Annotated in this window: 19 protein-coding genes; 6 read left to right on the forward strand and 13 right to left on the reverse strand. The window is 66.5% G+C overall.

Going from position 1 to position 19,752, the window contains the following annotated elements:
• Positions 1-12 precede the first annotated feature (12 nt).
• The 5 genes from JN280_RS07700 to JN280_RS07720 form a co-directional block, all read right to left on the reverse strand.
• Complete coding sequence (locus JN280_RS07700; protein ID WP_202311202.1) at positions 13-1,941, reverse strand: methyl-accepting chemotaxis protein; 1,929 nt, start codon at positions 1,939-1,941, stop codon at positions 13-15.
• 248 nt (positions 1,942-2,189) lie between these two features.
• Positions 2,190-4,121: a methyl-accepting chemotaxis protein gene (locus JN280_RS07705; RefSeq protein ID WP_202311203.1), complete on the reverse strand. Its 1,932-nt coding sequence runs from the start codon at positions 4,119-4,121 to the stop codon at positions 2,190-2,192.
• Between the two features lie 456 nt (positions 4,122-4,577).
• Complete coding sequence (locus tag JN280_RS07710; RefSeq protein WP_202311204.1) at positions 4,578-4,940, reverse strand: response regulator; 363 nt, start codon at positions 4,938-4,940, stop codon at positions 4,578-4,580.
• A 52-nt stretch (positions 4,941-4,992) separates the two neighbouring features.
• On the reverse strand, positions 4,993-5,535 hold the full coding sequence (gene hpt, locus JN280_RS07715; protein ID WP_202311205.1) for a hypoxanthine phosphoribosyltransferase: 543 nt from the start codon (positions 5,533-5,535) through the stop codon (positions 4,993-4,995).
• A 109-nt stretch (positions 5,536-5,644) separates the two neighbouring features.
• A complete protein-coding gene (locus JN280_RS07720) occupies positions 5,645-6,004 on the reverse strand; it encodes a hypothetical protein (RefSeq protein WP_202311206.1) in 360 nt (119 codons plus the stop codon).
• Between the two features lie 184 nt (positions 6,005-6,188).
• Here JN280_RS07720 and ftsE point away from each other — a divergent pair, with 184 nt between their 5' ends.
• The 4 genes from ftsE (at position 6,189) to JN280_RS07740 (ending at position 9,508) form a co-directional block, all read left to right on the forward strand.
• Positions 6,189-6,848: a cell division ATP-binding protein FtsE gene (gene ftsE / locus JN280_RS07725; protein WP_202311207.1), complete on the forward strand. Its 660-nt coding sequence runs from the start codon at positions 6,189-6,191 to the stop codon at positions 6,846-6,848.
• Complete coding sequence (locus JN280_RS07730; RefSeq protein ID WP_202311208.1) at positions 6,841-7,824, forward strand: cell division protein FtsX; 984 nt, start codon at positions 6,841-6,843, stop codon at positions 7,822-7,824. The genes ftsE and JN280_RS07730 overlap by 8 nt, the downstream gene beginning before the upstream one ends.
• 110 nt (positions 7,825-7,934) lie before the next feature.
• Positions 7,935-8,672: a YdcF family protein gene (locus tag JN280_RS07735; protein ID WP_202311209.1), complete on the forward strand. Its 738-nt coding sequence runs from the start codon at positions 7,935-7,937 to the stop codon at positions 8,670-8,672.
• Between the two features lie 41 nt (positions 8,673-8,713).
• Positions 8,714-9,508, forward strand: a complete 795-nt coding sequence (locus JN280_RS07740) for a lysophospholipid acyltransferase family protein (RefSeq protein WP_202311210.1) — start codon at positions 8,714-8,716, stop codon at positions 9,506-9,508.
• Between the two features lie 113 nt (positions 9,509-9,621).
• Here the strand turns inward: JN280_RS07740 and JN280_RS07745 are convergent, their stop codons facing one another.
• Complete coding sequence (locus JN280_RS07745) at positions 9,622-10,149, reverse strand: gamma-glutamylcyclotransferase (RefSeq protein WP_202311212.1); 528 nt, start codon at positions 10,147-10,149, stop codon at positions 9,622-9,624.
• 170 nt (positions 10,150-10,319) lie between these two features.
• Between JN280_RS07745 and JN280_RS07750 the strand changes: the two genes are divergently transcribed.
• Positions 10,320-11,318, forward strand: coding sequence for a DUF2125 domain-containing protein (locus tag JN280_RS07750; RefSeq protein ID WP_202311214.1), 999 nt, complete (start codon positions 10,320-10,322; stop codon positions 11,316-11,318).
• 269 nt (positions 11,319-11,587) lie between these two features.
• Here the strand turns inward: JN280_RS07750 and JN280_RS07755 are convergent, their stop codons facing one another.
• From JN280_RS07755 to JN280_RS07770, 4 genes are all read right to left on the reverse strand, one after another.
• The gene (locus tag JN280_RS07755) at positions 11,588-12,523 is read right to left on the reverse strand and encodes a prephenate/arogenate dehydrogenase family protein (RefSeq protein WP_202311216.1); all 936 of its coding nucleotides are present in this window, start codon (positions 12,521-12,523) and stop codon (positions 11,588-11,590) included.
• Between the two features lie 4 nt (positions 12,524-12,527).
• Positions 12,528-13,637, reverse strand: a complete 1,110-nt coding sequence (hisC, locus tag JN280_RS07760; protein ID WP_202311217.1) for a histidinol-phosphate transaminase — start codon at positions 13,635-13,637, stop codon at positions 12,528-12,530.
• Positions 13,638-13,764: 127 nt separating this feature from the next.
• Entirely contained in the window at positions 13,765-15,600 is a 1,836-nt protein-coding gene (locus JN280_RS07765; RefSeq protein WP_202311218.1) for an ABC transporter ATP-binding protein/permease, read from the reverse strand.
• 117 nt (positions 15,601-15,717) lie between these two features.
• Positions 15,718-16,452 carry a class I SAM-dependent methyltransferase gene (locus JN280_RS07770; RefSeq protein ID WP_202311219.1) on the reverse strand — a complete coding sequence of 245 codons (735 nt, stop codon included), beginning with the start codon at positions 16,450-16,452 and terminating at the stop codon, positions 15,718-15,720.
• Between the two features lie 96 nt (positions 16,453-16,548).
• Between JN280_RS07770 and gloB the strand changes: the two genes are divergently transcribed.
• Positions 16,549-17,316 (forward strand): hydroxyacylglutathione hydrolase, encoded by a 768-nt coding sequence (gene gloB, locus JN280_RS07775; RefSeq protein WP_202311220.1) that lies wholly within the window; start codon positions 16,549-16,551, stop codon positions 17,314-17,316.
• A gap of 69 nt (positions 17,317-17,385) precedes the next feature.
• Here gloB and JN280_RS07780 read toward each other — a convergent pair whose 3' ends face one another.
• The 3 genes from JN280_RS07780 to JN280_RS07790 all read right to left on the reverse strand — a co-directional run bounded on the left by JN280_RS07780 (position 17,386) and on the right by JN280_RS07790 (position 19,638).
• A complete protein-coding gene (locus tag JN280_RS07780; protein ID WP_342216172.1) occupies positions 17,386-17,988 on the reverse strand; it encodes a class I SAM-dependent methyltransferase in 603 nt (200 codons plus the stop codon).
• 83 nt (positions 17,989-18,071) lie between these two features.
• The gene (locus JN280_RS07785) at positions 18,072-18,743 is read right to left on the reverse strand and encodes a lysoplasmalogenase (protein WP_202311222.1); all 672 of its coding nucleotides are present in this window, start codon (positions 18,741-18,743) and stop codon (positions 18,072-18,074) included.
• Positions 18,744-18,810: 67 nt separating this feature from the next.
• A complete protein-coding gene (locus tag JN280_RS07790) occupies positions 18,811-19,638 on the reverse strand; it encodes a DUF3108 domain-containing protein (RefSeq protein WP_244743088.1) in 828 nt (275 codons plus the stop codon).
• Positions 19,639-19,752: the final 114 nt, after the last annotated feature.

Below are 19,752 nucleotides of genomic sequence, written 5' to 3' on the forward strand. Positions count from 1 at the left end.
GGTGCCATGTCATCAGAACTCTTCCCACCCGTCGGGGTCGGCCTGCGGCGCAAGTGCCGCAGATCCCCTGCCGGTTGAGACCGTCTTCAGCGCGGCGACGGGCTTCGCGGCGGGCTGCATCCTTGCGACCGGCTGAGCCTGCGCGGGGCGCGCCGCGTCGGCGCCAAGCGTGAACTTCGCCACGAGCCGCGACAACTGACCCGCCTCCTGGGCCAGCGAGTGGCTGGCCGCGGTCGACTGTTCCACCATGGCGGCGTTCTGCTGGGTCACCTGGTCCATCTGGTTGATGGCGACGTTCACCTCGCCGAGCGCGGTGGACTGCTCATGCGCGGAGGACGCGATCTCGGCGACCAGCGTGCTCATCTCCGTCACCTGGGCGGCGATATGCTGCAGCACGGTGCCGGTCTGGCCGACGAGGCCGACGCCCTGCTCGACCTGCTGGGTCGAGGTCGAGATCAGCGACTTGATCTCCTTGGCGGCTTCGGCCGAACGCTGCGCGAGCGCCCGGACTTCCGAGGCGACCACGGCGAAACCCTTACCGGCCTCGCCGGCGCGGGCGGCCTCGACGCCGGCATTGAGCGCCAGGAGGTTGGTCTGGAAGGCGATCTCGTCGATGACGCCGATGATCTGCGAGATCTGCTCGGACGACTTCTCGATCTGGGCCATGGCCGATATCGCCTCGCGGACGACTTCGCCGGACTTCTCGGCGCCTTCGCGCGCCTCGCCGGTGACGCGGGCGGCCTGGCGGGCGCCCTCGGCCGTCTTCCTGACCGTGCCGGTGACCTCTGCGAGGGCGGCCGCGGTCTCCTCGAGGCTTGCCGCCTGCTGCTCGGTACGGCGCGACAGGTCGTCGGCGGCCTGGCTGATCTCGCTGGTGCCGGTGGTCATGGCGCCGACGGCGCCATGGATGGTCGCCATGGTCGCCTGCAGCTCTGCGATCGCGCGGTTGAAGTCGGTCTTGAGCTGCTCGGCCTTCGGCGCGAAGGCCTCGGTGATACGGTAGGAGAGGTCGCCCTCGGCGAGCCGCGACAGGCCGGCGGCCAGGGAGGATATCGCGACGCGGTCTTGTTCCGTCTCGCGCGCCTTCTCCTCCTCGCTGCGGGCGCGATCGGCGTCGGCCCCGGCGCGTGTCTCGACCGCCTCGGCCTCCAGCCGCACCTTGGCGATCTGGGCGTCCTTGAACACCTGGACGGCCCCGGCCATCTGGCCGATCTCGTCGCGGCGTCCGGTCGCCGGCACCTCGGTCGAATGGTCCCCGGTGGCGAGCCTGCCCATGGCCGAAGTCAGGGCGTTGATCGGCTGGGTGACGCTGCGGACCGAAAGGAAGGCGGCCGCCAGGGAAACCAGCACGCCCAGCAGCAGAGCGCCGCCGGAAACCGTGGCATTGCTCCAGAACATGGCCGAAAGATCGTCACTGTAGACACCCGTGCCGACGATCCAGCCCCACGGCGCGAAACCGGCCACGTGGGAATATTTCAGCACCGGCTCCTCGAATCCCGGCTTCGGCCAGTAATAATCGACGAATCCCTTGCCCTGCGCCTTGACGATCGCGACCATCTCGGCGAACAGCGGCTTGCCATGGGCATCCTCCATCGCGGATTGATCGGTGCCGTCCATTTCCGGCTTGATCGGATGCATGATCATCTTCTGGTTCATGTCGTTGATCCAGAAGTAGCCGTTGCCCTGATAGCGCATCGGCTTGATTGCCGCCATTGCGCGCGCCTGCGCCTCTTCGCGGCTGATGGTGCCGGCGGCTTCGAGCTTGTGGTAGGCGTCGAAGATGCTCACCGCATTCTCGTTCATCGCGGACAGCATTGCCTTGCGTTCGTCGACGAGGCTGTGATGGGCCTCGAACACATTGAACACTACGACGCACGCCGTTATCGCGAGCGTCAGCGCGACCAGCAAATACAGCCTGGTCGAAATGCGTAAAGATTTCATGGAAGCCCCCTCGAATTCCGATCGATCGGTGTCTGGGGCGTATGGCGAACGGTACCACGACGAGGATCGGAAAGTTCCGACCCGCTTTCTGGCGAATCACGTGGTGCTGTCGGCCTGCCCGCCCAAGGCAACCTTCGCCACCGATCTTGCTTCAGTTCGGTAAAGGTTCAATTAAATGCCGGAGAATTCCGCCCGCTCAAAAGCAAGCGGCCCGCATGAAGCGGGCCGCCGGATCCTTTGCAGAATGCTCAGAACTCTTCCCAGCCGTCGGGGTCGGCCTGCGGCGCAAGTGCCGCAGATCCCCTGCCGGTCGAGACCGTCTTCAGCGCGGCGACGGGCCTCGCGGCGGGCTGCATCCTTGCGACCGGCTGAGCCTGTGCGGGGCGCGCCGCGTCGGCGCCAAGCGTGAACTTCGCCACGAGCCGCGACAACTGGCCCGCCTCCTGAGCCAGCGAGTGACTGGCGGCGGTCGACTGTTCCACCATGGCGGCGTTCTGCTGGGTCACCTGGTCCATCTGGTTGATGGCGACGTTCACCTCGCCGAGCGCGGTGGACTGCTCATGCGCGGAGGACGCGATCTCGGCGACCAGCGTGCTCATCTCCGTCACCTGGGCCGCGATATGCTGCAGCACGGTGCCGGTCTGGCCGACGAGGCCGACGCCCTGCTCGACCTGCTGGGTCGAGGTCGAGATCAGCGACTTGATCTCCTTGGCGGCTTCGGCCGAACGCTGCGCGAGCGCCCGGACTTCCGAGGCGACCACGGCGAAACCCTTACCGGCCTCGCCGGCGCGGGCGGCCTCGACGCCGGCATTGAGCGCCAGGAGGTTGGTCTGGAAGGCGATCTCGTCGATGACGCCGATGATCTGCGAGATCTGGTCGGACGACTTCTCGATCTGGGCCATGGCCGATATCGCCTCGCGGACGACTTCGCCTGATTTCTCGGCGCCTTCGCGCGCCTCGCCGGTGACGCGGGCGGCCTGGCGGGCGCCCTCGGCCGTCTTCCTGACCGTGCCGGTGACCTCGGCGAGGGCGGCCGCGGTCTCCTCGAGGCTTGCTGCCTGCTGCTCGGTACGGCGCGACAGGTCGTCGGCGGCCTGGCTGATCTCGCTGGTGCCGGTGGTCATGGCGCCGACGGCGCCATGGATGGTCGCCATGGTCGCCTGCAGCTCCGCGATCGCGCGGTTGAAGTCGGTCTTGAGCTGCTCGGCCTTCGGCGCGAAGGCCTCGGTGATACGGTAGGAGAGATCGCCCTCGGCGAGCCGCGACAGGCCGGCGGCCAGAGCCGACACCGCGACGCGGTCCTCGGCCGCCTCGCGCGCCTTCTCCTCCTCGCTGCGGGCGCGATCGGCGTCGGCCCCGGCGCGTGTCTCGACCGCCTCGGCCTCCAGCCGCACCTTGGCGATCTGGGCGTCCTTGAACACCTGGACGGCCCCGGCCATCTGGCCGATCTCGTCGCGGCGTCCGGTCGCCGGCACCTCGGTCGCATTGTCGCCGGCAGCCAGGCGGCCCATGGCGGCTGTGAGCGCGTTGATCGGCGCGGCGATCAGGCGGGTGAGAAGCCACCATACGCCGGCTGCGATGAGCAGCGCCGCCACCAGGCCGACATAGAGGGCGACGGAAGCGCGGTCGACCTCGACCTGCTGCTGTGCCGAGGACGCCTGGTTGGCCGTCGTCCCCAGTTCGATGACGCTGTCGAGCGCGTCCTCGATGGGCGCGATCAGTGCGTCGGCCGGGCCGTCGGGGCCGACCATCCTGACCGCCTGGTCGCGGGTCATCGGATCCGCTGCCAGCTTCTGCCCGGCGGCGATCACGTCCTTCTGGTAGATCGCCAGCGCTTGCTCCGCCTTGTCGGCGAGCGCAAGGATCTCGGCATCGTCGGCCCGCAAGGTCCGAAGCGCGGCGAGTTCCTTCTTCAGCGTGTTCCCATGCTTCTCGATGCGGCTGACGTAATAGGCGTCACCCGACAGGAGCAGGCCGCGATAGGAGTTCTCGACCCGCGCCAGCGCCATGCGCGCCAGAAGCGCGGTTCCGGCCGTCGCCTTCGATTCTTCGGCGGCATGCTGGGCCTGGGAGATTGTCGACATGTTCCAGAGCGCCGCGCCGCTCATGGCTCCGATCGTGGCGATGAGTGCGAAGAAGGCGAGTGCCAGCTTTCGCGAGATTTTCAGATTGGTGAGCACAGAACTTCCCCAGCTCATCGTTGCCGGTCGGCCCTCATGGCCAGCCGGAGCCGGTGGTTGCGGGAAGGCCTTCATGGCCGGCCCGATCCGGAATGCCCAAGCGGCTCCGCCCGCGGTCAAGACCGGGGAACCCTCCATGGCGTGACGATGGAACGGGGATCGGTGTTGTCGGTGCGGTCGCCCGAAGCGACGGTCACCGAACACTTGCCTGGTTTCGGTAAAGCTTTGATTAATCGCGCCGCGCCGTGCGGCTCTTATGTGAGATTTGCTTGATAGCCTGAACGCAGCGCTTTTACGGCATTGCCTTTCAATTGCCTTCCGAATTCTATTCTTCGTGGCAATCTCGAAGAATACAACCTTGCGCGGGAGAGCCCGTTCCTGCTGTGATGGATGCCCGTCTTCGCAGGGCACAAATACCGCCGAGCGGTCAGGTCGAGCGTTGCTGGAAACGCGAACTCAGGCGATCGCGCGGGCGACGCCCTGCCGGATCTCGGCGAGCGAGAAAGGCTTCTGCACCACGTCGAGCACGATCGCCGACAGTTCGGCGGCGCGCTCGCGTTGCTCGGCATAGCCGGTCATGAGCAGGATCTTCAGTCCGGGATAGGCCCCGGCCGCCTTCTTGGCCATTTCGATCCCGTCCATCACGGGCATGCGGATGTCGGAGAGCACGAGATCGTAGCCGCCGGAATGGGCGGTGATTCGGTCGAGCCCGACCTCGCCGTCCTCGGCGGTGTCGACGCTGTGGCCGGCCGCGGCGAGCGCGCGCGCGGTGAAGGAGCGGACGGAGTCGTCGTCCTCGACGATCAGGATTCTTGCCATGCCGGGATATTTCCCGCGAAGTCTTGACGTTTCCTGAACATCGGCCGACGCGTCAGGCGTCGCCCTTCACCACGCCGACGAAAGGCAGTTCGCGGAACGCGTGCGCCACGTCCATGCCGTAACCGACGACGAAATAGTCGGGACATTGGAAGCCGGTGAAATCGGCGTCGAGCTCGGTCTGGCGCCGCGTATATTTGTCGAGCAGCACCGCGATCGACACGCTCCTGGCGCCGCGCGACAGCATCAGCTCGCGCGTGAATTTCAGCGTCTTGCCCGATTCCAGGATGTCGTCGATCAGGAGCACGTCGCGTCCCTGCACTTCGTTGTCGATGTCGCGCAGCACCCTGACCTCGCCGCTGGTCGTGCCGGCGCCGTAGCTCGAGATGAAGATGAACTCGACCTCGGGCGAAAGCCCGGTGTCGTGCATGGCGCGGATGAGGTCGGCCGCAAAGATGAAGGAGCCCTTGAGGATCGCGATGACCAGAAGGTCGTGGTAGTCGCGCTTCCCTATCTCCTCGGCGAGCTCGAGATTGCGGCGGGCGATCTCGGAGGCGCTGAACAGCACCTCGATTTCCTTGCCTCGTACCACCGGCATCGCGTTCTCCTTGGACCGTGGTCAATCTGGGTCATGTCATTCGCCGGGGACGGATCCGGCCAGACCCTGCCGCATAGTCCGTCCGGCCGGACGATGCAATGCGGATTGATCATGGCCGGAACACGGCCGAAGCGAATTCCGCGGGGACGAGCACGTGACCGCCCGAGATCCAGAACGCGGCGGCGGCAAGCGTCACGACGCCGAGCAGGAAGAACGGCCCGCCGCCACCGGCCCGTTCGGTTGTCGGCCCGGCGCTGCGCAGCACATCCAAGCCCCGGGACGGCGAAACGGCCGCCTGCCCCGCGGTCGTGGCGCGATCCCCGGTGCGGCCGACGGAGACGACGGGCTCGAACCGGGCATCGATGATATCGGCACTGCGTTCCGGGCGGGCACGCAGGTCGGGCGCGGCGGTACTCGGCGCCGTCATGATTTCGCCCGAAACCGGGCGTGCGTTCCAATGGTCGGCCATATGGCCCGTCATCCTGTTGTCAGGACATGCTCTCATCGGCAGGACGTAGCCCGAAATGGTTAACGTTTCCCGATCGGAAGCTCCCGAGCGGCCCGAAATTAACCAATGGTTAACCATGCGGGCCGATGGTCCAAACATGGCCGGGCCGCTTTGCGGCGCCGGGAAACGTCAAGGCTGTAGCAACGTGATCCGCTTCGAGAATGTCGGCCTCAGATACGGAATGGGTCCGGAAATCCTCCGTGACATTTCCTTCCAGATTCCCGAGCGCTCGTTCCAGTTCCTGAGCGGACCGTCGGGCGCCGGCAAGACGACGCTGCTCAGGCTGCTGTTCCTGGCACTGAAGCCGACGCGGGGGCTGATCACGGTCTTCGGCAAGGATCGTTCGCGCATTTCCCGGCAGGATCTGCCGCTGATCCGTCGGCGCATCGGCGTCGTGTTCCAGGATTTCCGGCTGCTCGATCACATGACCACCTATGAGAACGTCTCGCTGCCTCTGCGCGTGCGCGGCCGCGAGGAAGTCAGCTACCGCAACGACGTGGTCGAACTGCTGAGATGGGTAGGTCTCGGCGAACGCATGCATGTGCTGCCCCCCGTGCTTTCCGGCGGCGAGAAACAGCGCGCCGCGATTGCCCGGGCGCTGATCGAGCAGCCGGAGATCCTCCTGGCTGATGAGCCGACAGGCAATGTCGATCCGCCGCTGGCGCGCCGGCTGCTGCGCCTGTTCCTCGAGCTCAACAGGCTGGGAACCGCCGTCGTCATCGCCACCCACGACGTCGGCCTGATGGAGCAGGTCGACGCCCGCCGCATGATCCTTTCCGGCGGGAGGCTCGACATCTATGACTGAACGCGTCGAGATCCCGCAGCAAGCGGAGCTGTCGGTCGCGAATGTACCGCAGCCCCCTCGCCGCAAGGCCGCGCCGATCGTGCCGGAGCACAATGTCGCCGGCCGCGCGCTGGTGCTTGTTATCGCCATCATGACCTTCCTCTCCTGCCTGACGCTCGGCGCGGTGACGCTGGTGCGCGACACGGCGGCGGTGTGGGAGAACCAGATCGCGCGCGAGGCGACGATCCAGATCAAGCCGGCCGACGGGCTCGACATGGACGCCGCACTTCAGGCCGCGGCGCGCATCGCCTCGGGTTTCGCCGGCGTCAAGAGCACCAGCATCGTCGACCGCGCCGCGACCGCTCGTCTCCTGGAGCCGTGGCTCGGTTCCGGCCTCGACATCGATGAATTGCCGGTGCCGCGCCTCGTCATCGTAACGATCGACGAGGACAATCCGCCCGATTTCGCCGCCATGCGGGCGATGCTGGCGCCGGAACTGCCCACCGCGGCGCTCGACGACCACCGCACCTGGGTCGACCGGCTGGTCGCAATGGCGCGCACCACGGTGACGATCGGCATGACGGTGCTGGTGCTGATGCTGGCAGCGACCGTGCTCACGGTGGTGTTCGCCACGCGCGGCGCCATGGCGGGCAACGGCCATATCATCGAGGTCCTGCATTTCGTCGGCGCCGAGGCGGGCTTCATCGCCTCGGAGTTCCGCCGTCACTTCCTGGTCACCGGCATGAAGGGCGCCGCGGCGGGCGGCCTGGCCGCGGTCGTGGTCTTCATCGCCTTTTCCTTCTGGTCGTCGATGAATCTCGCGACGCCGGAGGCGGATCAGGCGACTGCGCTCTTCGGCAATTTCGCCATCGGCGCAGCGGGCTATGCGGGCGTGGCGCTGATCGTTCTGGTCATCGCCGGCCTGACCGCCGCTACCTCGCACTTCACCGTCGTTGCCTATCTGAACCACATGGAGGGCGGCCGACCGGAGACATGACGGCATGTCCCGGAAAGTTGATCACGAATCATGTCAAATTGTAATGCATTTTGGCTGAAAACGGTAAATCTTCCTATCCAGCGCCGCATTTGGCGGTTAACCATCACGTCATGAAGGGGAAGGACATATCCGACCGGGCCACGCCCGGAGAGGGTATCGGGGCGCAGCCCGGAGAGGCGCGCGACGGTCGGGTTTTCTCCGCATTCAAGCTTCCGGCACTCAAGCTTTCGGTCGGGGCGATTCTTCTCGCGGGGCTCGTCTTCGCCGGCGGTTTCGGCCTGTTCGCTACCCATATCAGCGGCATGTCCACGCCCGACGATCCCGAGAGAGCCGACGCCATCATCGTGCTCACCGGCGGGCAGTCGCGCATCGATGCCGCCGTCAGTCTGTTGAAATCGGGCAAGGGCAAGCGGCTGCTGATCAGCGGCGTCCATCCGGCGGCCGATCTCGGGGACCTGCAGGCGGCGACCGGCGGCGACAAGAAGCTGTTCTCCTGCTGCGTCGACATCGACCATGCCGCGCTCGACACGATCGGCAATGCCGAGGAGAGCGCCAAATGGGTGTCGAGCCACGCCTACAGCCGCGTGATCCTCGTCACCAACAACTACCACATGCCGCGCAGCCTGCTCGAGATGCGGCGTTATCTTTCCAATGCGGACCTTCTTCCCTACCCGGTGGTCAACCACCGGCTCGACGGGGGCGGCTGGATGACGAAGCCGGCGGCGTTGCGCGTGCTGTTCACCGAATACACCAAATACATCGCCGCGCTGGCGCGGGGGGTCATGCCGTTGCGCAGCGTGGCCGAACCGGTCACGGTCGTCGACGCGCAGGCTACCGCAGGGGGCTGAGCCACTGTTCCTTTTTGCGGGCTTGGTGTAACCAGCGGCCGATGCTCTATCTCCGCTCGCTGGCGTTCAACGTCGCCTTTTACCTCAACCTGATCGTCCAGATGATATTCTGGACGCCATATTATTTCCTGGCGGAGCGCCGGCGGGCCTGGTACGTGCCGAAAATCTGGGTGCGCACCAGCCTGTGGCTGCACGCGAAGCTGGCCGGTGCCCGGACCGAGATCCAGGGGGTCGACAACCTCCCCGAGGGCTCCTACATCCTCGCGCCGAAGCACCAGTCCTTCTGGGACACGATCGCGTTCCTGCCGCATGTCCCCGATGCGCTCTACATCCTGAAGCGCGAGCTGACCTGGATACCGTTCTTCGGCTGGTACATTATGAAGATGCGCATGATCCCGGTTGATCGCGGCAGCCGCTCCAAGGCGCTGAAGGCTGTTGTGGCTGCGACCCGGCAGGAGCTGGCCCGCAACCCGCGCCAGCTGATCATCTATCCCGAAGGCACACGCCGCCCGCCGGGCGCGGAGCCGGCCTACAAATGGGGTATCGTCGAGCTCTATTTCCGCCTGGGCGTGCCGGTGGTGCCGGTCGCCCATGCCGCCGGGCTCTATTGGCCTCGCCGCAAGTTCCTGCGCTATCCCGGCACCATCAAGGCGCGTTTCCTGCCGCCGATCCCGCCGGGCCTCGGCAAGGAAGAGTTCATGGAGCGGCTGATCCGGGAGACCGAAGCCGGCTGCGACGAGCTGCTGGTCGAGGCCGCGACCGGGCCGAACCCGCCGCCGCTGCCCGAGACGGCGCGGAAGCGGTTGAAGGATCTCGGGCTGCAGCCGAAAGATTAGGTTCCCCGGCCTACAGCTCGTTGCGCGAAGGAGGCTTCACGCAACGAACTGTAGGTTCTCGATTGGCGCATGTCTTTTTCCCGAAACCGCCGCACACTTTCGGGAGACATGCTTTAGTCGTGTCCGCCGCCGATCTGGTGTGCCACATCCTCGAGCCAGTGGTCGCGGATGCCGAGCGCGCGCAGATGGGCGAGGGTGGAATGCACATAGTCTTCGTTCACCCCGGACTGGCCGGCCGCTCCCCTGACGACGGCGGCGGCTTCGGCGGCATGCAGGTTGCCGGCATATTGCCGGTGCCCGCGATCGACGACGTAGCACACGGCCGTCACCGTCTCGCCGCCGTCGAGCCTCACCGGCAGCGTGCGCTCCGAATAGACATTGGTGACCAACTCGCGCTCGCGCAGATAGCCGATCACCTCGTCGCGCAATTCGCCGGGCACGCGGAACGCCAGCCCGACGCAGGAGCCGCCGCGATCGAGGCCGAGCACGAGGCCGGGCCGCTCGGGCGTGCCGCGATGGACCCAGGAATAGACGCAGAGCGAACGCCGGAACCCGTGCAGGCGGGCGCGTCGCGTTTCGACATGGGCGAAACCCGGGCGCCAGATCAGCGAGCCGTAGCCAAAAACCCAAAAATCGCCCATATCGCCAAGCCACATCCAGACGCGGCAAACGGGCCGCAGGCCTGCCGCTGCGGTCCGAAAGTCGGAAGCGATTTTCGGGACATGCCGCGCAGATCGAGATTTCAGAGCGTGCCCGCGCATCCGTCCGGAAGCGCGGGGCACGCAAGCCAACGGTTAGCGAGAGCCGCCACATGACGTCAAGCGATACGAAGAAGCCGAGCTACTCCAGGCGCATAATGTGGTTGGCCGTGTTCGTGGTGGTGCTGTTCGGCGGTTACAGCGCCGGCTGGTTCTATATGGCGGACCGGCTGGAGGCGGAGGCCGCAAGGGCCGTAGCGGACCTCAACAAGGACGGCGTGACAGCTGAATGCGCCAATCTCAACGTGCGCGGCTTCCCGTTCCGCATCGGCCTCTATTGCGACAGCCTGGGCTACGAGGACGGCGGCCGGAGCCTGTTCGCGGCTGCCGGCAGCCTGCGCTCGGCCGCCCAGGTCTACCAGCCGAGCAAGGCCGTGGCCGAGCTTGACGGCCCGCTCCGTGTGTCGGCGCCCGGCATCGCGCCGCTCTGGCTCGACTGGGACAGCCTGCGCGCCAGCGTGAGGATAGCAACCCCATTGCCGGAACGTGTCTCGGTCGCGACCGACGGCCTGTCCGGAATGACCGATCCCGAGGAGGGCGATCCTGTGTCGCTGTTCAGCGCGGGCAAGGCGGAGATGCATCTGCGGCCGAACGGGACCGATGTGGACTGGGCCGGGAATTTCACGGAGCTGGAGATCGACCCAGGGATCGCCGGCGGCCGCACCTTGCCGATGCTCAACGGCAGCGGCGATGTCACACTCAAGGACGGCGTCGCGCTGATCCGGTCCGGCGCGCGAGGCCTGCGTGGGCGCTCGGCCGAAATCCGCAATCTCGATCTCTCGTCGGGCGAAGGTGGCGTGTCGGTGAGCGGACCGATCTCGGTGGCGGCGGACGGACTGATCGACGCCTCGCTGACGATCAGGCTGCGCAACCCTCCGGCCGTCTCGGCCCTGCTTGTCGGCGCCTTTCCGGAAGCCAGGTCCCAGATCGAATCGGCCATGGCCGGCCTCGCTCTGCTCGGTCGCGAGCCGTCCCTGCCGCTCAGGATCGTCAGGGGCAAGGCGACGCTCGGCTTCATCCCGCTCGGCGACCTGCCGCCAGTGGCGCGGTGATCATAGGTTCAAGCGAAGACAGTCAGCTGTCGTCGCGTTGCATTACCCCTCATCCGACCTCGCTTCGCGAGGCCACCTCCTCCCACAGGGGGAGAAGGCTGGAGTCCAGTTTAGCCGGCGCTGCAAATCGCCAGCGTTTGCGACTGGCCGAGACGTTGCTGCAAGCGTTCCCTTCTCCCCCTGTGGGCCCCCTGTGGGAGAAGGTGGCCTCGCGAAGCGAGGTCGGATGAGGGGTAATCCCGCGAAGCCGAGACGAGCGTAACGCCGACCTACGCCTTCGCCGGATGCTCGATCGCCTGACGGCCGAAGTCGGGTGCGTCGATTTCCTGGCCGGCCTGGATGATCGAACGCCGGATGGCGCGGGTGCGGGTGAAGAGGTCGAACAGCTTCTCGCCGTCGCCCCAGCGGATCGCCCGCTGCAGGGAGGCGAGGTCCTCCGAGAAACGCGCCAGCATTTCCAGGATCGCATCCTTGTTGTGCAGGCAGACGTCGCGCCACATGGTCGGGTCCGATGCGGCGAGGCGGGTGAAGTCGCGGAAACCCGACGCCGAGTATTTGATCACTTCCGACTTGGTCACCGTCTCCAGGTCGTCGGCCGTGCCGACGATGTTGTAGGCGATGATGTGCGGCAGGTGGGAGACGATGGCGAGCGTCATGTCGTGATGGGCCGGATCCATCGTGTCGATGTTGGAGCCGCAACGCCGCCAGAAACTGGAGAGTTTCTCCAGTGCTTCCGCGTCGGTACCGGGCAGCGGCGTGAAGATGCACCAGCGATTGTCGAAGAGGTCGGCGAAGCCGGCGTCCGGTCCCGATTTCTCCGTGCCGGCGAGCGGATGGCCGGGGATGAAATGGACGCCGGCCGGAATGTGCGGCGCCATCTGCGCGATCACGGACGCTTTGGTCGAGCCGACATCGGTGATGATGGCGCCGTTCCTCAGGGCCGGAGCGATCGCTTCCGCGACCGCGCCCGAAGAGCCGACCGGCACGGAGACGATCACCAGGTCGGCGTCCCGCACCGCTTCGGCGAGGTCGGTCGAATAGGAATCGCCGAGCTTCAGCTCCTCGGCGCGCGCCAGCGTGCCGGCGCTTCGCGTGGCGATGGCGATGTGGCTGGCGATCTGCTCGCGGCGGATCACGCGTGCCAGCGAGGAGCCGATGAGGCCGATGCCTATCAAGGCGACCTTTTCGAAGAGGGGTATCGTCATGTCGTCACGCTTTCAGGAATTCGGCGAGAGAGGCGACCACGCCGCGATTGGCTTCCTCGCTGCCCACGGTCATGCGCAGCGCGTTGGGGAAGCCATAGGCCGCGACGCGGCGCAAGATGTAGCCGCGCGCCGACAGATAGTCGTCGGCCGCCGCAGCCGAATGCCGGCCGTCCTCGGGGAAATGGATGAGCACGAAATTGCCGACGCTCGGCGTCACCGACAGTCCGAGCCTGGGCAGTTCCTCGCTGAGCCAGTTCAGCCATTTTTCGTTGTGCAGCACGGTGCGCTCGACATGGGCGCGGTCGCCCATCGCCGCGATACCCGCCTCGATCGCGGCGGCATTGACATTGAAGGGGCCGCGCACCCGGTTGAGCGCGTCGATCACATGGGAGGGCCCGTAGGCCCAGCCGACGCGCAGGCCGCCAAGCCCGTGGATCTTGGAGAAGGTGCGGGTCATCACCACATTCTCGGCCGACGAGACCAGCTCGACGCCGGCCTCATAGTCGTTCTTGCGCACATATTCGGCATAGGCCGCGTCGAGCACGAGCAATACGGATCTGGGCAGGCCCGCATGCAGGCGCCTGATCTCGCCGAAGGGGAGGTAAGTGCCCGTCGGGTTGTTGGGATTGGCGATGAAGACGATCCTGGTGCGCGGCGTGACCGCGGCGAGGATGGCGTCGACATCGGCCGTCCGGTCGGTCTCTTTCGCAATGACCGGCACGCCGCCCGCCGCCTGGATATAGATCTTGTAGACCAGGAAGCCGTGCTCGGTGAAAATGCCTTCGTCGCCGGGGCCGAGATAGGTCTGCGTCAAGAGCCCGATGACCTCGTCCGAGCCGTTGGAGCAGATGATGTTCTCCGGATTGAGCGCATGCCGCTCGGCTATTGCCTGGCGCAGCCTTGCGGCGGAGCCGTCCGGATAGAACTCCATCTTCTCGGCGACGCGCCTCACCGCCTCCTTGGCCGCGGGCGAAGCGCCGAGCGGGTTCTCGTTGGACGAGAGCTTGTGGATCTTCGCGACGCCGGGCGCATTGCTCTTGCCGGGCACATAGGCGGCGATGTCCATGATGCCCTGTCTCGGCACGGGGCGGACGCCAGGCGAATTCTCATCCATCGGAAGCGGCTTTCGGGGTCTAGGAACCTGCGGGTCGGCAGGCTGATACAAAGCAAAGCGCCCGGTGTCGAGAAAAAGTCCTCGCGCGCAACCACGTCCGGATCGCATCGCTCGCGTCGTTCGGCGTTCAGGTCCCCGTCGGTCGGGCCTCCTCGTGTGCCTTCATCGCCGTCCTCAGGCGCTCGTCGTCGCCGAAGCGCACCGTCCTGAGCCTGCGCCCCTCGGTATCCTTGACGAGATGCTCCACGCGCGAGAAGAAGTCGCCGTTGCGGTGGACGTTGCCGACGCTGACGACCGCGGTCTCGCGCAGATCGTCACGGAACAGCGAGAGCGCACGCTTCAGCGTGTCGCCGCCCATCGTGTCGAGCACTTCGTCGAGGATCACCCAGCGCGGACGTTGCAGCCTGATCCTGGCCAGCGCCAGCAGGCGCTGTTCGTCCTCGCTCAGCATCCGCTCCCAGCGCGCCGCCTGGTCCAGCGATCCGGCGAGCCGGTCGAGCCCGAGGCGTGCCAGCGCCGCCTTCATCTCCGCGTCCTCGAAGGTTCCATCGGCCTGCGGATAGGAAAGCACGTCGCGCAGTTTGCCGGGTGGAAAATAGGGCGTCCTGGGCACGAAGGCGATGGACCCGCCGCTCGGCAGACCGACCCGCCCGCTGCCCCATGGCCAGAGTCCGGCGATCGCCCGGAAGAACAATGTCTTGCCGGCGCGCGGATCGCCGCCGATGGCCACGTGCTCGCCGGCGCCGATCTCGATATGGGGTTCGGCGAGCTTGGTGCAGCCGCCGGGCGCGGCGATCTCGAGTTCGTCGAAGGTCAGCTTGTCCTCGTCGTTGGTCGCGAACTCGAGGCGCTTCTCCGCATCGTGCAGGACGTCGGCCTCGATCAGGGCGGAGCGGAACACGGCAACACGCAGAAGCGTGGCGCGCCAATCGGCAATGGCACCGATATTGTTGATGAACCAGCGCAGGGAAGAATGCACCTGGTTGAAGGCGCCGACGGCCATCATCAGGCCTCCGAAGCTCAGATCGCCCGCGAAATAGACGGGCGCGGCCACCAGGATGGGGGCGACCACCGTGAACCAGCCATAACCGTCGGTCACCCAGGCGAGGCGGATCTGGGCGCGGAAGATGCCGCGGATCGCGGCGAGCAGCGACGCCAGGTCGAATTCGAGCCGCCGCCGCTCGCCTGCTTCGCCGCCGGCCAGCGAAATCGCGTCGATGTTCTCGTTGACGCGCATCATCGAGAAGCGCAGATCGGCCTCGCGTGCATAGCGATCGCTATTGAGGCCGATCAGCGGTCGTCCCACGAGCCAGCTGAGGGCCGAGGCGGAGCCGGCATAGAGGATCGCGGCCCAGACCATGTAGCCGGGAATTTCGAGGGATTTGCCGCCGACATGGAAGACGAAGTCGGCCGACAGCGACCACAACACGCCGACGAAGGAGGCGAGAAGCACCGACGACTGCAGCAGCCCGAAGCCGAGATCGGTCGACAGGTCGGCCAAGTGGCCGGCGTCCTGCTGCATCCTCTGGTCTGGGTTGACGCCGATGGCGCCGGCATTGGCGAGCCGGAAGGCACGGCGCGGCCGCATCCATTCGCCGATCAAATCGAGGGTCAGCCCTTCGCGCAGCTTCAGCCGCACCATCTGATTCAGCCATTGCTGGGCGATGTTGAGCGCCAGCAGGCCGGCCGCGATCATCGCGAAAACCTGAAGCTGGTAGAGGAAATCCGGGAGGTTGCGCCGTTCGATCGCGTCGTAGAACGGCTGGTTCCAACGATTGAGAAGGATCTGGCCGAAGGCGGTGGCCACGATCACCGCCAGGCTGGTCGCAGCCATGACCAGGATCACGTTGCGCAGCGGCGATGTGATGAAGGCGCGCAACATGAGGCCGAGCTGGGCCCCGAGGCTGCCTCCGTCGGTTGCGGCCCCCGGTGCCCGGGAAGCGGTCTCGGTCTGAGCCGTCATCGGAACGGTCCTTTCAATGCGGGTTGCGCAGCAACTGGCATAGATCTTCGGACCGCCACCCTCGAGGCCGGCAACGATCCATATTTGACCCGGCCGGCCTGCGCCGGCCGGGCCGCGTCAGGCGATCCGCCCCGCGCCCTGTGGGGTGAGTACCGGTACGAAGACCCGTCGCGAGGCACGTTGCGCCACCGGCAGGCCCTGATAGAGGCGTTTCTGTGCCGCCACGATGATCACGCCCGAGAAGATCGGCCAGAAGCGACGTCCCGACCGCTCCAGCAGGTTGTGCGAACGCATCACGAAGCGGCGCAGCGACGGCGGGAAATGCAGGGCGTCCGACCACGCTGCCGGCGTGAAGTTGGCTTCCCGCAGAAGGTCGCTCAACTGGGTGCGCGAGAAGGGTCGGCCGGTGCCGAAGGGCGTATGTTCGAAGCGGGCCCAGATGCCGCGCCGGTTGGGCACGACGATGACGACCTGGCCGGCGGGCGCCAGCACGCGCCAGATCTCCTTCAGCGTTTCTCGTGGGCTCTCTGCATGCTCGAGCGAATGGACCAGCAGCATGCGGTCGACGGACGAATCGACCAGCGGCAGTTCCTCGTCGAACACCAGGGCCGTCGCCGAGGGGCCGGCCGGCGGCCATTTCACCGCGCCTTGGGTCGCCGGCATGAAGGCGAAGACGCGCTCTGCGTCGGGCCCGAAACGATCGAGCCAGGGCAAGGTATAGCCGAGGCCGACCAGCCGTTCGCCGGGCAGCTTGTCCCAGATCGCCGACAGCGCGGCGGCGATCGACTGCTCGGCCAGCCTGCCGAGCACCGACGCATAGAAGGAGCGGAGATCGACGATATCAGAGTTCATCCCGGGCGACGGTAGCGGCCCCCACGGCATGTTTCAAGAAAGTGGTGACAGACGAGGGTGTGGCTCCTATCGTCCGGCCCGCAAAGGAGAAATGCGATGTCCCTTGAGATCGACCAATTCATGTGCCGGAGCGACAATTTCGGGGTGTTGCTGCACGATCCGAAAAGCGGTGAGACGGCGCTGATCGACGCTCCCGAGGAGCGGGCGATCTTCGAGGCGATCCGCCGCACCGGCTGGAAGCCGACGGTCATCCTGACGACGCATCATCACGGCGATCATATCGAGGCGAATCTGGTGCTGAAGCAGCAATTCGGGCTCAGGATAGTCGGGCCGGCGGCCGAAGCGTCGAAGATCCCCGGGATCGACGAGACCGTCGCGGACGGCCAGGAGATCCGCTTCGCCGGGCAGCCCGTGCGCGTGATCGCCACGCCCGGCCACACCGCCGGCCACGTCTCCTATCATTTTCCGCAATCGGCGGTCGCTTTCACCGGCGACACGCTGTTCGCCCTGGGCTGCGGCCGGCTGTTCGAGGCCAAACCGCCCGTCATGCATGCCTCCCTCCAGAAGCTTGCCGCCCTGCCCCTGGAGACCTCGGTCTATTGCGGCCATGAATATACCCAGGCCAATGCCCGGTTCGCCCTGACCATTGACCCTACCAATTCGGCGCTGCGCGAGCGGGCGGGCGACGTCAACAAGCTAAGGGCCGCCGACAAGCCGACCCTGCCGACCACGATCGGCCTGGAACTGGCGACCAATCCGTTCCTGCGTTGCCACGACCCCGTCATCCGCAAGAACCTGGGCATGGAGAAAGCGAGCGACGCCGAGGTCTTCGCCGAGATCCGCAAGCGCAAGGACGTGTTCTGACGCGCTGCAGGTTCTTGATCGGCGCATGTATTTTTCCCGAGACCGCTGCACAATTTCGGGAGGTATGCTTCAGGCCGGCCCGAAGGAGAACACGGCGCCCGATCCGCCGGCGCCCGCCTGGCCGACATCGGGCACGGCGTAGTCGGCCAGAAGCCGAAGCCGCGACCGGGGCAGATGGACCCGTCCGGGATCTCCGACAAGCACGCCGATCCCCGCGGCGAGGCAGCGGTCGAGGAAGGCCGTCACCCGCCTGGCCAGCGCCTTGTCATAGAAGAGGTCGCCGACGGCCACGAGATCGACGGGAGGCGGCGGGCCGGCCATGACGTCTGCGGGAAGCGTGGCGATGTCGACCTCGTTCAGCATCGCATTGAGACCGAGGGCGACGACGGCATTGCGATCGATTTCGGCGGCCGTCACCTGCCGTGCGCCGGCCTTGGCGGCGGCGATGCCGACGACGCCGCATCCGGCGCCGAGGTCGAGCACGGACAGGCCGGCCACGATCTCGGGCATGTCGAGCAGATAGCGGGCGAGCGCGATCCCGCCCGGCCATTGATAGGCCCAATAGGGCGGTGCGGAGCCGGCACCGGCGTCCGGCCCCGCGGCAAGGCGCCACAGGCCGCTGCCGGAATGGGCCGCATGGAGTCTCAGTTCGGGCAGAAGGGGCGGGGACACGATATGCAGCTTTTCCCGGATGAAGTCCCGCGCATCCGGGTGCCGCCCTCGATCGCTCACCGTCCGCCCCCGGCCTCGTCGCCTCAGCCGAGCAAGATGCCCAGCGCAATCAACAGCTGCGCGGCATAGTAGGTGATCCAGACGGCATAGCGCATCGGCAGCCGCACAGGAGAAGTGCCGGCCGTGAGGAAACGCTCGGTCGCCAATATGCCGTCGGAGACCATGAACAGGATCGCTCCGGCAATGACGGCGAGGCTCTGCGTGGTGAGCGCGGCGAGGCCCATGGCGAGGATGGCCGCGACATAGACCGCGATCGGCATTTTGAGCGCGTGCTCGACGCGCGGCAGAAGAAGCGTCGCCATGGCCGCCGCCAGAAGAACCATCGCTACAGCCAGGACCGGGCGCCACAGATCGGAAAACAGCATGCCGGCCCCGCCGCCCGACATGGCGAAAAGCAGGATGTAAAGGACATGCGCGGCGAGGAAGCTGCCGAGCCCGGCCAGAAAGGCGCGCTCGCCGATACGCGACAGGAAGGCGTCGCCGGCCGCGCTCAGCACCAGGGCGCCGGTCAGCAGCAACGGTCCGTGTTCGACGGAGGAGATCACGGCGAGAAGCGCCACCGCAAGCGTCTTCACGGCCGACCGGCGGAGGCTCGGTTCCCGCTCGGCCTGGAACAGGGTGAGCACCGCCGCTGCGATCGACAGCAGCAGAGCGGCGTTCGCCGTCGCCTCGATGCCTCCTGAAAACGGCATCATGCTCCGGCTCCGCCAGCCGTTCCCGGTGAAACGCCCCCCAAGGTCCCCTCCCGGCGCGCCCTGCGCGCTACTCGATGGCTTCGATCTGCCGCGCGCGGAACGTGACCGTTCCGATCTGCGTCCCCACCGTGGCGTGGATCGGCGCATATACGCCGGTTTCGCCGAGCGGGGCAAATGTGATGCGGATGTCGCTGCGGTCCCTCAGGTAGCGGATCGACTTGTTGCCTGGCCGATAGCCGGCGACCGGCACGAATTTGCCGCTGCACTCCGCCGCGTCGCCTTTGTAGACGCCCATGTCAACCGGTCCGGTGCCGACCGGGGAAAGCCGGAGATCGGCACGAAGCTCGCCGTCGAAGACCTTTATGGTCCGGCGGCAGACCTGGCCGAGCGAAGGCGCGCGCACCAGCACGGCCGAGATCGGGTCGGTGACGGCGACGAGATCCTTGCCGTCGAGCGGAACCCAGTCCTTGCCGCGCTTCTGCAGAGGTGGCACGTTGATTACCTTCGACACCTTGCCGTCGGCGAAGGCCAGCGTCGTCCGCTTCATTTTCTTGCCGAATGTATAGGAAACCGAATAGTCATCGGGCAGCGTGGCGTCCTTCGAGAAGCGACCCGTGGCAACCGTGCTGGCCCTGGTATTGTCGAAGATGACGGCCAGTCCGGCGCTGGAGATCGCGCCCTCCAGCTTGAAGCTGTCGGGCGAGATGCGGCTCGTGAACTGGGAGCGCGCAACCGTCAGCCCGTAGATCGTGACGGCGTAGTCCGCCTTGAAGGCACGCGGCTGCTGCTTGGCCGCCGCATGGACCGGAACCGCCAGCCAGACGCAGGCAAGCGCGGCCAGGGCGCTTGCGGCGCATATTCGGCCGGGTTGGGAAGAGCGATGCGTGAAAGACAAGTCCGGCTCCTGATCGCAGTCAAACATCCCTCGGGGACTGGCTAGCGACCAATTCCGACGGCATTGTGAAACGCCGCAATCGCGAGGCTTCGCCAAGCTTGCGCTTGACGCATC

This window comes from Mesorhizobium sp. L-8-10 (assembly GCF_016756635.1).
Taxonomy (GTDB): domain Bacteria; phylum Pseudomonadota; class Alphaproteobacteria; order Rhizobiales; family Rhizobiaceae.

Bases quoted from the DNA above. Each gene is read 5' to 3' on its own strand.
- JN280_RS07700 (WP_202311202.1), bottom strand. From the start codon at position 1,941: ATGAAATCTTTACGCATTTCGACCAGGCTGTATTTGCTGGTCGCGCTG.
- JN280_RS07710 (WP_202311204.1), bottom strand. From the start codon at position 4,940: ATGGCAAGAATCCTGATCGTCGAGGACGACGACTCCGTCCGCTCCTTC.
- hpt (WP_202311205.1), bottom strand. From the start codon at position 5,535: ATGCCGGTGGTACGAGGCAAGGAAATCGAGGTGCTGTTCAGCGCCTCC.
- JN280_RS07720 (WP_202311206.1), bottom strand. From the start codon at position 6,004: ATGGCCGACCATTGGAACGCACGCCCGGTTTCGGGCGAAATCATGACG.
- JN280_RS07730 (WP_202311208.1), top strand. From the start codon at position 6,841: ATGACTGAACGCGTCGAGATCCCGCAGCAAGCGGAGCTGTCGGTCGCG.
- JN280_RS07735 (WP_202311209.1), top strand. From the start codon at position 7,935: ATGAAGGGGAAGGACATATCCGACCGGGCCACGCCCGGAGAGGGTATC.
- JN280_RS07740 (WP_202311210.1), top strand. From the start codon at position 8,714: ATGCTCTATCTCCGCTCGCTGGCGTTCAACGTCGCCTTTTACCTCAAC.
- JN280_RS07745 (WP_202311212.1), bottom strand. From the start codon at position 10,149: ATGGGCGATTTTTGGGTTTTTGGCTACGGCTCGCTGATCTGGCGCCCG.
- JN280_RS07750 (WP_202311214.1), top strand. From the start codon at position 10,320: ATGACGTCAAGCGATACGAAGAAGCCGAGCTACTCCAGGCGCATAATG.
- JN280_RS07755 (WP_202311216.1), bottom strand. From the start codon at position 12,523: ATGACGATACCCCTCTTCGAAAAGGTCGCCTTGATAGGCATCGGCCTC.
- hisC (WP_202311217.1), bottom strand. From the start codon at position 13,637: ATGGATGAGAATTCGCCTGGCGTCCGCCCCGTGCCGAGACAGGGCATC.
- JN280_RS07765 (WP_202311218.1), bottom strand. From the start codon at position 15,600: ATGACGGCTCAGACCGAGACCGCTTCCCGGGCACCGGGGGCCGCAACC.
- JN280_RS07770 (WP_202311219.1), bottom strand. From the start codon at position 16,452: ATGAACTCTGATATCGTCGATCTCCGCTCCTTCTATGCGTCGGTGCTC.
- gloB (WP_202311220.1), top strand. From the start codon at position 16,549: ATGTCCCTTGAGATCGACCAATTCATGTGCCGGAGCGACAATTTCGGG.
- JN280_RS07785 (WP_202311222.1), bottom strand. From the start codon at position 18,743: ATGATGCCGTTTTCAGGAGGCATCGAGGCGACGGCGAACGCCGCTCTG.